The organism is Streptomyces albiaxialis (genome assembly GCF_039530985.1).
Lineage (GTDB): Bacteria > Actinomycetota > Actinomycetes > Streptomycetales > Streptomycetaceae > Streptomyces > Streptomyces albiaxialis.
This window is the reverse complement of sequence record NZ_BAAAPE010000013.1, coordinates 936,802-951,165: the sequence shown is the minus strand read 5'-3', so window position 1 is coordinate 951,165 and position 14,364 is coordinate 936,802. Positions and strand designations below refer to the sequence as shown.

Annotated in this window: 12 protein-coding genes and 1 pseudogene; 9 read left to right on the top strand and 4 right to left on the bottom strand. The window is 71.1% G+C overall.

The annotated features are described in order from the left end of the window. Positions 1 to 66 precede the first annotated feature (66 nt). Positions 67 to 501: an ATP-binding protein gene (locus ABD343_RS27905; RefSeq protein ID WP_344532092.1), complete on the bottom strand. Its 435-nt coding sequence runs from the start codon at positions 499 to 501 to the stop codon at positions 67 to 69. Between the two features lie 259 nt (positions 502 to 760). Here ABD343_RS27905 and ABD343_RS27900 point away from each other — a divergent pair. The 3 genes and pseudogenes from ABD343_RS27900 to ABD343_RS27890 all read left to right on the top strand — a co-directional run. Next, positions 761 to 922: pseudogene (locus tag ABD343_RS27900) on the top strand (helix-turn-helix domain-containing protein); the annotation flags it as partial. A 21-nt stretch (positions 923 to 943) separates the two neighbouring features. Continuing rightward, on the top strand, positions 944 to 1,561 hold the full coding sequence (locus ABD343_RS27895; RefSeq protein ID WP_344532272.1) for a DUF5753 domain-containing protein: 618 nt from the start codon (positions 944 to 946) through the stop codon (positions 1,559 to 1,561). A gap of 10 nt (positions 1,562 to 1,571) precedes the next feature. Continuing rightward, the gene (locus tag ABD343_RS27890; RefSeq protein WP_344532091.1) at positions 1,572 to 1,754 is read left to right on the top strand and encodes a DUF397 domain-containing protein; all 183 of its coding nucleotides are present in this window, start codon (positions 1,572 to 1,574) and stop codon (positions 1,752 to 1,754) included. A gap of 57 nt (positions 1,755 to 1,811) precedes the next feature. On the opposite strand, the gene ABD343_RS27885 is transcribed toward ABD343_RS27890, so the two are convergent. From ABD343_RS27885 to ABD343_RS27875, 3 genes are read right to left on the bottom strand one after another with little or no spacing between them, the layout of a single operon-like run. Beyond that, complete coding sequence (locus ABD343_RS27885; protein WP_344532090.1) at positions 1,812 to 2,171, bottom strand: hypothetical protein; 360 nt, start codon at positions 2,169 to 2,171, stop codon at positions 1,812 to 1,814. Then, on the bottom strand, positions 2,168 to 6,529 hold the full coding sequence (locus ABD343_RS27880) for a putative T7SS-secreted protein (RefSeq protein ID WP_344532089.1): 4,362 nt from the start codon (positions 6,527 to 6,529) through the stop codon (positions 2,168 to 2,170). Before ABD343_RS27880 ends, ABD343_RS27885 begins: the two co-directional genes overlap by 4 nt. Further along, the gene (locus ABD343_RS27875) at positions 6,526 to 7,050 is read right to left on the bottom strand and encodes a hypothetical protein (protein ID WP_344532088.1); all 525 of its coding nucleotides are present in this window, start codon (positions 7,048 to 7,050) and stop codon (positions 6,526 to 6,528) included. The genes ABD343_RS27880 and ABD343_RS27875 overlap by 4 nt, the downstream gene beginning before the upstream one ends. Positions 7,051 to 7,261: 211 nt before the next feature. On the opposite strand from ABD343_RS27875, the gene ABD343_RS27870 reads away from it, so the two are divergent. From ABD343_RS27870 to ABD343_RS27845, 6 genes are all read left to right on the top strand, one after another. Then, on the top strand, positions 7,262 to 8,719 hold the full coding sequence (locus ABD343_RS27870) for an MFS transporter (protein WP_344532087.1): 1,458 nt from the start codon (positions 7,262 to 7,264) through the stop codon (positions 8,717 to 8,719). Positions 8,720 to 8,778: 59 nt separating this feature from the next. Then, positions 8,779 to 9,684: a LysR family transcriptional regulator gene (locus ABD343_RS27865; protein ID WP_344532086.1), complete on the top strand. Its 906-nt coding sequence runs from the start codon at positions 8,779 to 8,781 to the stop codon at positions 9,682 to 9,684. 88 nt (positions 9,685 to 9,772) lie between these two features. Then, on the top strand, positions 9,773 to 10,357 hold the full coding sequence (locus ABD343_RS27860; protein ID WP_344532085.1) for a cysteine dioxygenase family protein: 585 nt from the start codon (positions 9,773 to 9,775) through the stop codon (positions 10,355 to 10,357). After that, positions 10,357 to 11,418: a YeiH family protein gene (locus ABD343_RS27855; protein ID WP_344532084.1), complete on the top strand. Its 1,062-nt coding sequence runs from the start codon at positions 10,357 to 10,359 to the stop codon at positions 11,416 to 11,418. The genes ABD343_RS27860 and ABD343_RS27855 overlap by 1 nt, the downstream gene beginning before the upstream one ends. Positions 11,419 to 11,635: 217 nt before the next feature. Then, on the top strand, positions 11,636 to 13,432 hold the full coding sequence (locus tag ABD343_RS27850; protein WP_344532083.1) for a DEAD/DEAH box helicase: 1,797 nt from the start codon (positions 11,636 to 11,638) through the stop codon (positions 13,430 to 13,432). Between the two features lie 246 nt (positions 13,433 to 13,678). Then, entirely contained in the window at positions 13,679 to 14,323 is a 645-nt protein-coding gene (locus ABD343_RS27845; protein WP_344532082.1) for an IclR family transcriptional regulator, read from the top strand. Positions 14,324 to 14,364 lie beyond the last annotated feature (41 nt).

The window sequence follows — 14,364 nt, the reverse complement described above, 5'->3', positions numbered from 1 at the left end:
TACTCACCAGCAACTCCGGCGGCATAGTGACACAAGAGCCCAGCTCACGTCGCCGCCCGGCCTCTCCTACACCGCGTCCGTGACGGATGCCACGTGAGGGCCGGGGGCCAGTTCGCACCATACGTACTTGCCCGCGTAGGTGAGCCGGTGCCATCCCCAGTCGTCGGAGCAGGCCCGTACGAGCGCCAGCCCGCGCCCGTTGTCGGCTCCCGCTTCCGCGTCAACGGCTGCGGGGCGCGGGCTCGGCGGCGTCGGATCGGTGTCCCAGGCTCCGAGTCGCAGGACGCTCCCGCTCCAGCAGAGCCTTATCGCGACGGGGCCCTTGGTGTGCGTGACGGCGTTGGTGACCAACTCGGTGCCGAGGAGTTCGGCGGCGGGGGCGAGGTGGGGCAGGCCGTGCGCGGCGAGGACGAGCCGGAGAGTGTGCCGACAGACGGCGACGGCGCGGGGATCGTTGGGAATGTGCAGCGTGTAGCCCCAGGGGGCTGCGGGTTCGGGCATACGGGACTCCAGGAGGGAGGTGCCGATGGGGAGGGGGCGGGCGGGGCTGCCGGTGGCAGTGCCACGCGTGTCACGGCATGACGGCGCGGTGCGCTTCCGGCGATACCGGTGCGTGTGTGATGCGTCACTTACGGTAGGGGTCAAGTTTGACCCAGGTCAAGTTTGACCCGAGGTATCGTGAGCCCAACTCGCCGGAAAGAAGGGGTACATGGCCTCGCGTAAGCACGTCACCGCTCGTCAGGAGTGACTGGGCTGCGAGTTGCGCAAGCTTCGAGAGGCGGCGCGTCTCTCGCTCCGAGAGGGGGCTCGGCGGTCCGGTATCGATGAGGGCAGGCTCTCCAACACGGAGTCCGGACGAGTCGGAGTCAGTCCGGAGCGAGTCAGACACCTCGCTGCTCAGTACGCCTGCGAGGACGCGGTACTCGTCGATGCCCTCGCTTCGATGGCGGGTGAGCGTGGGCGGGGCTGGTGGAGCGAGTACGCGGGCCGACTACCGTCGAACTTCCTCGACCTGGCGGAGCTGGAGCAGGTCTCCACCCGCCTGCTGACTTTCGAGAGCGTGCACGTCCCGGGCCTGTTGCAGACGGAGGAGCATGTGCGTGCCATCTACGCGGCCTCAGTCTCCGCGTTCTCGGAGGAGCAAATCGACCACCGGACGTCGTTCAGGCTTCGGCGCCAGAGGGTGCTGAGCCGTGAGGAGCCCTTCTCTTACGACGCGGTCATCCATGAAGCGGCGATGCGGGTGAGAGTCGCGGACCGCAAGGTCGCGCGCAGGCAACTCGCTCACATCCTGGAGCAGTCCGAGCGCCCGAACATCTCTGTCCGCGTCGTCCCCTTCGATATCGACGGCTTCACCCGCATCGGGAATCCGATGCTGTATGCGGAGGGTGCCACGCCGCGGCTTGACACGGTCCTCTTGGACAACGCGCGTGGTGGGATCTTCGTTGAAGCGGAGGATCAACTTCGCCGATATCGCACAGTATTCGACGGCGTGCGGTCCGTCGCCCTGGACGCGATCGGGTCCAGGGCCCTCATTCATCGTCTGTCACGAGAACTCTGAGGGTGTGAGCATGAGAGATCAGGAATGGACGAAGTCATCCTTCTCAAGCGACGAGGACGCGCCCAACTGCGTGGAGGTCGCGGACGACACGGCAGGCGGACTTCTGCTGCGCGAGAGCGAGGCGCCGGACGTAACGCTTGCCGTCAGCCCCGCCGGCTTCGACGGCCTGGTCCGACACCTGAAGGGTGCCTGAGCGCCCGGATTGACGAGACCGAAGCGGCTGCTTTGGGCGGCCAGGGAAAACGGGATTTCATCCGCGTTCTCTCTCGTGGCGCGCCTTCAGCCATTGTTCCCCCTTCGAGGTATTGGCCAGCCACCACAGCGCGCCCATGGGCTTCCATGCGTAGCGCTCGCTCCCCTCTCTGAACCTTTCAACGGATTCTTCGACAGGGCACTCCCAGGCTTCGAACCCGGTCTCGCCGAGCTCGCCGATCTCCATGAGTTCTTCCTCGAGGAGGGTCTTGAGGAGTTCGAGGGAGACGCTCTTGAAGTCTCCACCTTGCGCACTCACGTGTTCTTCTGCGACCCCGATGAGGAAGTCGACCATGACCCAGTCTTCGTCCCCCTCAGCCAGTACTTCCTCGACCAGCGTGACCAGGTGCGGTCTCATGGTGATCCTTCGCTGCTCTGGTTCGAATCTATATGCACTTTCCGCGCCTTGTTGCTGTCCGGGAAGATCAGGTCGATTGTCTCGCCGCCGCTCGTTGAGGCGGTCCGCCATTGAATAATCGTACCGTCCTCGAGCTTGTATACATCGGGAACCTTCGGGCCGCGAGCAGGTAGCTTCTCGGCTCCTTCTGTCCAACTGTCAAACTGCTCTTGTAACTCTTCGAGTGAGTCGACGAGACCTGTGCGTTTCGAGGTCCCTTTTCGTAGAGTATTGAACTCGTCCCGCACTTGTTGCCCGCATTTCGCCAACCCCAGCGGGTCGCTCCACGCGTCCGGATTGGGGACATAGCTGTGCGGGTTGGGTGCCGGGCCGAGGCCCAGCGGGTCCGGCGTGAGGTAGCGGGCCGTTTCCGGGTCGTAGTAGCGGAAGTAGTTGTAGTTGAGGCCCGTTTCGGGGTCGGCGTATTGGCCTGGGTAGCGGAGAGGGCAAGTGGTCCTCTCCGGTGGGGAGGGGAGTGGCGTGCCCCAGAGAGTTGTGCGGTGTTGCCAGGGGACTTCTCCGGCGGGGGTTACGAGTTCGGTGGGGGTGCCGACTGCGTCGGTCACCACCGCGTGGAAGCGGGTGGTGCCCAGCTCGCTCTCCGTTTGGCAGAGAGGGCGGTGGGTGCCTGGGGCGTAGTCCCAGGTCGTTGTTGCGCCGTCCCGCTCCGTTTGCTCGGCCAGGCGCGTGCCGTCCCAGGTGAAGATGAGGGGCCTGCCCGACGGGCCCGTCTTCGTGGTGCGGCGGCCCAAGGGGTCGTAGGTGTACGTCCACTCCTCGCCGTCCGGCGTCGTCGCCCGCGTGAGGCGGTCTTCCGCGTTCCAGGTGTAGGTCCAGGTGCGGGTCCGGCCGTTGAGGAGCTTGCGGGTCTTGCGGACGGTGCGCCCCGCCGCGTCGTAGGCATACGTCGTGCGGCCCGCGCGGCGGATGAGCGTGCCCTCGTGTTCCCGGCCGCCCGGGGCCGGGTGCGCGGGGGCCTCCGCCTCGGTCTGGTTGCCCGCCGTGTCGTAGGCGTACTTCTCGGTCCAGCCGTGGGCCTGGACGCCGGTGACGCGGCCCCTCGCGTCCAGCGCGAAATGACGGGTGCCCGTCGTCAGCTCGCGGATCTCCGTGACGTAGCCGTCGGGGCGGTAGGTGTACGTGCGGTGCTGGAGGAGGTCCGGCCCGGGACCCGGGCCGGTGACCTGCTGGGTCGTGAGGCGGTCCGTCTCGTCCCAGGACTGGGAGAGGGTCACTCCGCCGACCGCGCGGCGCGTCTCGCGGCCCGCCTCGTCGTACGCGAACGTGAGGGTGGTGTCCGCCGTCGTCAGGGTTGCCGGGAGGCCCCTCGCGTCGTACGTCCAGGTGGAGACCAGCCCGGAGGGCGTGGTGCGGCGGGTGCGGTGCCCCGCCGCGTCGTAGGCGTACGTCGTCGTGCGGCCGTCCGCCGTTTCCGCGAGGACCCGGCCCAGTTCGTCCCGCTCCCACGTCAGTTCCGTCGTCGCGTTCGCGGCGTGCCGCAGGTCGCCTCGCGCGTCGTACGCGTACGTCGTCTCCTCGCCGCTCGACTCGTCACGCTGCCGCAGCACCCGGCCCAGTGCGTCCAGCTCGTAGCGGAGCGTCTCGCCGCAGGCGTTGGTCCGGGCCACCAGCTCACCCGCCGCGTTGAGGGCGTACGTACGGCTCGCACCGTTGAAGTCCGTTTCCGCGATCAGGCGGCCCGCCTCGTCGTACTCGTAGCGCCACTCCCTGCCCTGGGGGTTCGTCACGGCCCGGAGGCGTAGCTCCGTGTCGTACGCGAACGCGTAGTGCGCGCCGTCCGGGTCGGTGCGGGTGGCGGGGAGGTCGAAGTGGGTGTGGGTGTACGACGTGACGTTGCCCGCTTCGTCCCTGTGGGACAGGAGGTTGCCCTCGCCGTCCCACTCCCACGTCTCCCGCGTGCCGTCCGGGTGTGCGCGCCATGCCGGTTTGCCCTCGATCGTCCAGCCCTGGCGCGTGGTGTGGCCCATGGGGTCGGTGAGTGAGGTGATGCGGCCATGAGGGCCCCGCGTCACGCGGGTGAGCGCGCCCGACGGGTCCGTGACCTCGACGGGGAGGCCCGTGCTGTTCGCCGTGACCCGGGTCGTACGGCCCGACGCGTCCGTGATCCCGCACAGGTGGCCCGCCGTGTCGTACGCGTAGCGGGTCGTCGCGCCCGTCGGGTCCGTTGTGCTGAGACGGTTCCCGCGCGCGTCGTACGTATGGCGCCAGACGCCGCCGCCCGGTTCGCGGATCTCCAGGGGCAGGCCCCAGTCGTCGTACGTCGCCTCCACGGCCGTGCCGTCGGGGCGGGTGACGGACGTGCAGTTCCCTTCCCCGTCGTACGTGCGGCGCGTCGTGCGGCCCATCGGGTCGGTGACCGAAAGGGGATGGCGGTTGGTGTCGTCCCACTCGGTGTGCGTCGTGTGGCCGAGGGGGTCAGTCTCCCGCACGACCTTGTACGCCTCGTTGTAGACGTACGTCGTGGTGTGGCCCAGCGAGTCGGTGTAGCGCGTGGTGCGGGCCGCCGGTTCGTAGTGGAAGCGGCCGGACATCATGCCGTCCGGGCCGAGCGTGCGCAGGACGCGGCCCCGGTGGTCGTAGACGTAGGCGAACGACGTGCCGTTGCGGTCGGTCCAGGACGTGACGCGGTGCTCGGCGTCGTACCGGTAACGGAGGGGAAGACCCGTGGAGTTGATGACCTCGGCCAGATTTCCCGCACCGTCGTACGCGAACGAGACCAGCGTGACGTCCAGATCGCCGTCCAGGAGGCGGAGGGCCGTCACGCGCGACAGGGACGGGTCCGTGTCGACGGCGACGCGGTAGCCGCCGGAGTGGGTGATCTCCGCCGGGGCGCCCTGGTCGTCGTACGTGAAGTCCAGCCGGTCGCCCTCGCCCGTACGGTCGGTGATCGCGCGGAGGGCGAGTTCGCGGCCACCGAGGGGGAGCGGCGCGAAGTGGAGGGCTCGGTTCTGCTCCGGGACCGTGAGGGTCATGGTGCCGTCCGGTTTGCCGTCCCAGGCCAGCGGCCAGCGGGGGCCCGTGGCGGGGAGGACCGGGGCGTCCGGGTCCGGGACCGGATAGCGCAGCACCATGCCGTCCGGGGCGACGTACACGACGCCCGCCTCGTCGAGTTCGAGGCGCTGGTCGAGCGTGGCGGCCCAGGTGGGGCCGAACCAGCCGCCGCAGGGGTGGCCCGAGACGTGGTGCCGCTCCAGGACCAGGGGCAGGGCGCCGGGCAGGGACACGTCCGTCGCGGACATCACCATCTCGCCCGTCGCGACGTCGATGGGCTCGCCGGCCTTCTTCTTCTCGCCCTCGGACTTGTCGTTCCGCCCCGGTTCGCCGTCCGCCCTCTCTCGCGCGCTGCCGTCCCGGCGCAGCGCCTTCTCGCGGGAGGCGAGGCGCTGGGCCGCGTTCTTCGCCGCCGTGCCCCCTTGGCGCAGGGCGCCCGTTCCGCCCGTCGCCAGGGCGAGCAGCAGGCCCGGGGTGAGCTGGCCCGCCGCGCGGTTGGGGTTGCGCTGCCACTCGTCCCAGTTGCTGACGGCCTTGGCGAACTCCTTCGGGTTCTCGACCGCGTAGGCGGCCCCGTCGACCATTCCCGCCAGCCGCATCCGGGCGCCGTCGGTTCCGTCCTCGACGAAGAACTCGAACTCCTTGAGCATGTCGCTTCCGGCGTCGCCCATGCCCAGGCCGAAGTCCTTGGCCTCCTTCATCTTGGCGTCCCACTTGCTCAGGCCCGGAGGCCTCTTCGGGGCCTTCTCCGCCGCCTTGTCGAGTTTCCTCTTCGCCGCCGTGACGACGCCGTCGAGTTCGCCCTCCAGTTTGTCGAGGCGGCGGTGGCAGGCCTCCATCGCGGCAACGCCCGGGTCCTGGTCCGGCGGGCGCTCGGGGAGGGGGGCGTCGCCGCGCTCGACGGCCGCGTTGTACGCCTCGACCTTCTTCCAGTACCGCTTGGACGTCGCCCTGGCCTCGTCCGCGTCCTCGATGATCGGCTTGACCCGCTTCTGGACGGAGCGCAGCTTGTCGGCGTACGCGTCCAGGGCGTTCGCCGCCGCGCCGAAGTACGTGTGCGCGGAGTCCAGCTCTTTCGGCAGCTTCTCGGTCGCCTTGTCGAACGCCTCCGAGGCGGCTCCCGTCCACGGCTTGAACATGAGGACGTCGAGCTTGGCCTTCCCGTCCTTGAACGCGCCCGCGTACGCGCGCAGTTTGACGACGAGGTCGTCGACGTCGGACGGCTTGCCGAAGATGACGTCGCCGGGCTCGGCGTTCGGTGGTATCCGCTCGACCGTGCCGCCCTCGGTGGCGTCCTTCTGCGTCATGCGATCGGGCCCTGCGGGGTGCCGGCGGTTTCGGGAAAGGGCTCCTGCGTGCCCCTCTTCGAGGAGTCGTACGGAACGGGGCCGCCGGGCAGGGGGTCCCCGGTGATTCTCGGCGGCGGGTCGAAGTCGGGGCGCTGGCCGTTCTTCCAGGCGGCCATCCCCTCCTTGCCGAACGGCAACTTGGCCATGTTGTCCTCGGTCGGCGAGAAGTGCTTGATGCCGAGGAGGTCGGCCAGCACATAGGCGGAGAGGACCTGGCGGAGCGTCTCCACGACCGTGTCCGCGTGCTCGGCGACCCGGCCCATGCCGAAGCCCCAGGACGACAGCATCTCCTTGGCCGGGCTCACGATGTCGATGGTGGCCGAGTCGTGGATGTGCTGGGCCATCGGCTTCCAGTCGTTCTTGATCTTGTGCGCCGCGACGACCGACTCCTCCATCGGCTTGAGGATCTTCCGGAGCGAGGCGATCTCGACGGCGTACCCCTCGCCCGGCCGCGGCCCGTCCCCGGTCGGTTCCGACACCTCTGGTTCCCCTCCACGTCGACCGTCCCGATCCGTGCGGTGATCCCGTGCCTACGCACAGTGCGTCACGGCCGTCGACCGTAGCAACCCCGTCCACCGGACCACCACGGCCGAATGCGACACATGAGCCGGAGTCCTAGGCCCAGGGGCTGAGGGAAGGGGCGTTCCTGGTAGGAGTCGGTTGTCAGGGGTGACGCTTACCTTGGGGCGTATGGGTGTTGATGGGGAGGCCGTGAAGGTCGTCGGGGGGATCGGGGAGGGCACGGGGCCGGGGGAGAAGGTGACCGTGCTGAGCGGGGCGTACCGGGCGCTCACGTTCGGGATCGTCTCCGTCGTGCTGCTGATCGCCTTCGAGGCGACAGCCGTCGGCACGGCCATGCCGGTCGCCGCCGACGAGCTGAACGGGATATCCCTGTACGCGTACGCGTTCTCGTCCTTCTTCACCACCTCCCTCGTCGGCATGGTCGCGTCCGGCCAGTGGTGCGACCGGCGGGGGCCGGTGCCGCCGCTGGCGACGGGGATCGTGGCGTTCGGGGCCGGGCTCGTGCTGTCGGGCACGGCGGCGAGCATGTGGATCCTGGTCCTGGGGCGGGCCGTTCAGGGCGTCGGCGGCGGGCTCGTGATCGTCGCGCTGTACGTGACGGTCAGCCGGGCGTATCCGGAGGAGCTGCGGCCGACCGTGATGGCCGCGTTCGCCGCCTCGTGGGTCGTGCCCTCGATCGTCGGGCCGCTGATCTCCGGGACCGTCACCGAACACCTGGGCTGGCGCTGGGTCTTCCTCGGCATCCCCGTCCTCGTCGTGCTGCCGCTCGCCGTGATGATGCCGCCGCTGCGGCGCCGCGCCTCCGGGCCCCCGGAAGGCGCCGAGAACGAGAGCAGGCCGGACTCGCGGCGGATACGGCTCGCGCTCGCCGTCGCCCTCGGCGCCGGGCTCCTCCAGTACGCGGGGCAGGACCTGAGGCTCCTCTCCCTCGTCCCCGCGCTCGCGGGCGCCGCGCTGCTCGTGCCGTCCGTACGGGCGCTGCTGCCGCGCGGCACGTTCCGGGCGGCGCGCGGGCTGCCCGCCGTGGTGCTGCTGCGCGGCATGGCGGCCGGGTCGTACATCGTGGCGGAGAGCTTCGTGCCGCTCATGCTCGTCACCCAGCGCGGGCTGTCCGTGACGATGGCGGGGCTCACGCTCGCCGCGGGCGGCGCGTCCTGGGCGCTGGGGTCCTTCCTCCAGTCCCGCCCGCGCATGGAGCCCCACCGGGAGCGGCTCGTACGGACGGGGATGGCGCTGGTGACCTTCGGGATCGCCTACGCGCCGCTCGTCCTCGTCCACTCCGTGCCCGTATGGACGCTCGTGGTCGCGCTGACCCTGAGCTGCCTCGGCATGGGCATGGTGATCTCCTCGCTGAGCGTCCTGCTGCTGCGGCTGTCGGCGCCCGAGGAGACGGGGCGGAACTCGGCCGCGCTCCAGATGTCCGACAGCCTCTCGAACGTGCTGCTGCTCGCCGCGACCGGAGCCGTCTTCGCCGCGCTCGGAGGCGGTTCGGTGAGCGTGGGGGCGACGCACGGGGCGTCGGAGGGGACGGCGGGGCAGCCCGCCGCGTTCGTGGTCGTGTATCTCGTCTCCGCCGCCGTCGCGGCACTCGGCATCCTGGTCGGCGGCCGCCTGCGGGCCCGGTGATCCAGAAGGGGAGTCGGGGGCAGGGTTGCGGCTTCCCAAATTCTGCTTATGGTTCGGTCATGTTCGACTCGCGGCACATCAAGACCTTCCACGAAGTGGTGCGGGCCGGGTCGTACTCGGCGGCGGCCCGTGCCCTCGGGTACACCCAGCCCGCGATCACCCAACAGATGAAGGCGCTCGAACGGGCCGTGGGCACCCCCCTGTTCATCCGCGTGGGCCGCCAGATGCGGCTCACCGAGGCCGGGGAGGCGCTGTCCCGGCACGCGGGCGTGATCCTCGACAGCATCGCCACGGCCCAGCAGCAGATGACCTCGCTGACCCGGCTGCGCGCCGGACGCGTCCGGGTCTGCGCCTTCCCCAGCGCCGGGGCCACGCTGGTGCCCGAGGCGCTGACCGGGCTCGCCGTCGACCACCCCGGCGTGCGCGTCGAGCTGCAGGAGGGCGAGCCGCCGGACTCGCTGCGCCGCGTCGTGCGCGGCGAGTGCGACATCACGCTCGCCTTCACCTACCCCGGGCTGCACGAACAGGTGCCCGAGGAACTGGTCGAGATCCCGCTGCTGGAGGACCAGCTCACCGTGCTGCTGCCGACCGGGCACCCGATGGCCCGGCGCCGCGCCGTCAAGCTCGGCGACCTGGCGGGCGAGCGCTGGATCGCGGGCTGCCTGCGCTGCCGCGCCAACTTCCTGCACGAGTGCGCCGAGCTGGGCTTCGCGCCGGACATCGCCTTCACCACCGACGACAACCTCGTCGTCCAGAGCCTGGTCGCCGAGGGCCTCGGTATCGCGATGATGCCGGGCCTGGTCCTCTCCTTCCTGGTCCACCAGAAGGTGACGGGCCGGGCGCTGGACCCGGCCTCGCGGCGCCAGGTCTCAGCGTACGTGCTGCGCGAGCACCTGGAGATACCGGCGACCGCGCTCGTGCTGGACGAGCTGCGGGGCGCGGCCGAGCGCCGCGTCGGCTGCTGAGCCCGCGCCCCGACCCATAAGCGGAACTCAGGGGTCGGCCAAGAAACCGTCGTTAGACGTGATACGAGGCTCGCGCCACGCTGCGAGCATGCCCCCTACGACTGACCCCAGCACCGCCCTCCGTACGACCGAGCGACTGACCGCCCTCGTCGGGGACGTCCGCGAGGCGGTCGGCAAGGGTCTGCCGCCCGACGTGACGGCGTACCTCGTCGGCGAGAAGCTCGCGCCCCACCTCGGCGCGGCGGACCTTCTCGCCCCCGCCCAGTGCGAGCCCGACCCCGAGCGCTACCGGCAGCACCTGCTGCACGCCGAGGGCGACGGCAGTTTCTCCCTCGTGGCCCTCGTCTGGCTGCCGGGCCAGTGCACGCCGGTCCACGACCACGTGTCCTGGTGCGTCACGGGCGTCCACCAGGGCGAGGAGCACGAGCGCCGCTACCGGCTGCTGCCCGCCGACGCCGCGAGCGGCGCCCCCGCGCGCCTCGTGGCCACCGAGGACGTCGTCAACCCCGAGGGCTCGGTCTGCGGCTTCGCGCCCCCCGGCGACATCCACCGGGTGTGGAACGGCTGCGAGACGACCGCGATATCCATCCACATCTACGGAGCGGACATCTCCCGCCTGGGGACGAGCGTCCGCCGGGTCTACGACCTCCCGACCGACGCGACCGACTCCTGATGGCGCTGCTGGGGGAACGTGCGCGACCGCGCGCCGCAGGTACGGGAACCTCACGTTCCGGCCCGCCCAGCAAGCTGCCCGGGCTGGCGGCGGCCGCGCTCGGCGTCGCCGCCGCGTCCGGTGTGCACCTGCTGGTGCCCGGCGTGCCGATGCTGACGGCCGCCGTCGTCCTCGGCATCGCCGTCGCGCATCTGCCCGGGACGCGCGGCCTGGTCCGCGGCCTGGCGCGGCCCGGCCTCACCCTGGCCGGGAAGCGGCTGATGCGGCTCGGGATCGTGCTGCTCGGGCTGAAGCTCAGCATCGGCGACGTGCTGGGGCTGGGCTGGGCGACGGTCGTCATGGTCTTCGCCGTGGTCGCCGCGACGTTCGCCGGCACGGTGTGGCTCGGCCGGAAGCTCGGCCTCCGCGGCGACCAGCCCGTACTGATCGCCACCGGCTACTCGATCTGCGGCGCCTCCGCGATCGGCGCCGTCAGCGAGGTGCGCGAGAGCGACGAGCGGGACGTCGCCACGTCCGTCGCGCTCGTCACGCTCTGCGGCACGCTCGCCATCGCGGTGCTGCCCCTGCTGCACGCTCCGCTGGGCCTGGACGACGGGCAGTTCGGGCGCTGGGTCGGCGCCGGGGTGCACGACGTCGGCCAGGTCGTCGCCACGGCGCAGACCGCCGGGCACGACGCGCTGGGGCAGGCGGTGCTCGTCAAGCTGGTCCGCGTGATGATGCTGGCGCCGCTCGTGGCGGCGATGGTCGTCGCGGTACGGCGCCGCTCCCGCGCGGGCGGAGAGCCGCGCGCGGGCGGGAAGCGCCCGCCGCTCGTGCCCCTGTTCGTCGCCGGGTTCCTCGCGATGGTCGTCGTACGGACGACCGGCTGGCTGCCGGACGCGGTGCTGGACGGCGCCGGGACCGCGCAGGAGGTGCTGCTGGCGGCGGCCCTCTTCGGGCTGGGCAGCGCGGTCCACCTGCCCTCGCTCGCGCGTACGGGCGGCCGCGTGGCGGCCCTTGGCCTCTGCTCCTGGATCGTGATCGCCGGGGTCTCGTACGGGGGCGTACTCCTGACGACGTGAGGCGCGCGGGTTCCCCGCGCCCCTGGACGGGGCGCCCCTCCCGGAGACGTGCCCCGTCAGGGGCGCGGGGAACTGCGCGAGCGGCCACAGAGCACCCGCACTCCGCGACGCGCGGCAAAGGGCAGGGCGTTCCCGGCATCCGGTCACCGCCGGGGCCCCCGGTACTCTGGGACGCTGCGTTGACCGCCCCCGACAACCGAACCCGCACTCGGAGACCGTGACTACCACGCCCACCAACAGCCACAGCCACCACCTGTCCCCGGCCTTCCCGGGCCGCGCGCCCTGGGGCACCGCCAGCAAGCTGCGGGCCTGGCAGCAGGCGGCCATGGACGCGTACCTGGAGCAGCAGCCGCGGGACTTCCTCGCGGTCGCGACACCCGGCGCGGGCAAGACGACGTTCGCGCTGACGCTCGCGTCGTGGCTGCTGCACCACCACGTCGTGCAGCAGGTGACCGTCGTCGCGCCGACCGAGCACCTGAAGAAGCAGTGGGCCGAGGCGGCCGCGCGCGTCGGGATCAAGCTGGACCCCGACTACAGCGCCGGGCCGCTCAGCAAGGAGTACCACGGCATCGCGATCACGTACGCGGGCGTGGGTGTACGCCCGATGCTGCACCGCAACCGCATCGAGCAGCGCAAGACGCTGGTGATCCTGGACGAGATCCACCACGCCGGTGACAGCCGCTCGTGGGGCGAGGCCTGCCAGGAGGCGTTCGAGCCCGCGACCCGGCGCCTGGCGCTGACCGGCACGCCGTTCCGCTCGGACACCAACCCGATCCCGTTCGTCGAGTACGCCGAGGACGCCGAGGGCATCCGCCGTTCCGTCGCCGACTACACGTACGGCTACGGGGACGCGCTCGCGAACGGCGTCGTGCGGCCGGTCATATTCCTCTCCTACAGCGGCAACATGCGCTGGCGCACCAAGGCGGGCGACGAGATCGAGGCGCGGCTCGGGGAGCCGATGACCAAGGACGCGATCTCGCAGGCGTGGCGCACCGCGCTCGACCCGCGCGGCGAGTGGATGCCCGCCGTGCTGCGCGCGGCGGACCGGCGGCTGTCCGAGGTGCGCAAGTCCGTGCCGGACGCGGGCGGGCTGGTGATCGCCGCGGACCAGGACTCGGCCCGCGCGTACGCCAAGCTGATCCGGGAGATCACCGGGCAGGGCCCGACCGTCGTGCTCTCGGACGACGCGGGCGCCTCGCAGCGCATCGAGGACTTCCGGCAGGACGAGTCGCGCTGGATGGTCGCGGTGCGGATGGTCTCCGAGGGCGTCGACGTGCCCCGGCTGGCCGTCGGAGTGTACGCGACGACCGTCTCTACGCCCCTCTTCTTCGCCCAGGCCGTGGGCCGCTTCGTACGGTCGCGGCGGCGCGGCGAGACGGCCTCGGTCTTCCTGCCGACCATCCCGACGCTGCTCACCTTCGCGAACGAGATGGAGGTCGAGCGCGACCACGTCCTCGACAAGCCGAAGAAGGACGCCGAGGACGATCCGTACGCGGAGGAGGAGAAGCTCCTCAAGGAGGCGGAGAAGGAGCAGGACGAGGACACAGGGGAGCAGGACCAACTCCCGTTCGAGGCCCTGGAGTCCGACGCGGTCTTCGACCGGGTGATGTACGACGGCGCCGAGTTCGGCATGCAGGCGCACCCGGGCAGCGAGGAGGAGCAGGACTATCTGGGCATTCCGGGCCTGCTGGAGCCCGACCAGGTGCAGATGCTGCTCCAGAAGCGGCAGGCCCGGCAGATCTCGCACAGCAAGAAGAGGCCGGCCGAGGAGGCCGACCTCCTCGAAATGCCCGCCGAGCAGCGGCCCGTCGTCACGCACAAGGAGCTGCTGGAGAAGCGCAAGCAGCTCAACACCCTGGTGGGCGCCTACGTCCACCAGAGCGGCAAGCCGCACGGCGTGGTCCACAACGAGCTGCGCCGGGTCTGCGGCGGACCGCCGAGCGCCGAGGCCACCGCGAACCAGATCGAGGCACGCATCGCCAAGGTGCGCGAGTGGGCGACCCGGATGCGCTGACCTGTCCATGGCAGGGGATGTTTCGGTCGAGAACGGACGCCGGACGCCCGGATTCTGGACAAGCCCTTCCGGTGAGCGGTGCCGCTCGCTAGGTTTCCCGTCACATACACGCCCCGTGGCACCGTTGCCGCGGAGCGCAGCCGGTGACTTCGTACGCATTGCCACAAGCCAGTGCCACCCGCGACCGGCGGCCTCCAGGCGCTCGGCGCACCGCGGCTGCCGTCACTCACTCTAGGAGGGGGCGTCGTGACCGCGGAGACCTCTCAGACGCTCGACCGAGGGCTGCGAGTCCTCAAATTACTGGCCGACACGGACCACGGCCTGACCGTCACCGAGCTGTCCAACAAGCTCGGGGTCAACCGCACCGTGGTCTACCGCCTGCTGGCCACCCTGGAGCAGCACGCCCTCGTCCGCCGCGACCTGGGCGGCCGGGCCCGGGTCGGGCTCGGGGTGCTGCGGCTGGGACGCCAGGTGCACCCGCTCGTACGGGAGGCCGCGCTGCCCGCGCTGCGCTCGCTCGCGGAGGACGTCGGCGCGACCGCGCACCTCACCCTCGTCGACGGGACGGAGGCGCTGGCCGTCGCGGTGGTCGAACCGAGCTGGACCGACTACCACGTGGCCTACCGCACCGGCTTCCGGCACCCCCTGGACCGGGGCGCCGCGGGCCGCGCGATCCTCATGGGCCGCGGCCCCGACCACGAGCTGGGGCCCGGGTACGTGCTCACCCACGGCGAGCTGGAGGCGGGCGCCAGCGGCGCCGCGGCCCCCGTGCTCGGGGTGAGCGGCATCGAGGGCAGCGTCGGCGTGGTCATGCTCTCCGAGGTCGTGCCGGAGCAGGTCGGGACGCGGGTGGTGCGCGCCGCGCACGAGGTCGCGGACGCCCTGCGCTGACGCGCCTCCCGAGGTGGCGGGCGTCCGGGTACGGGCGTACG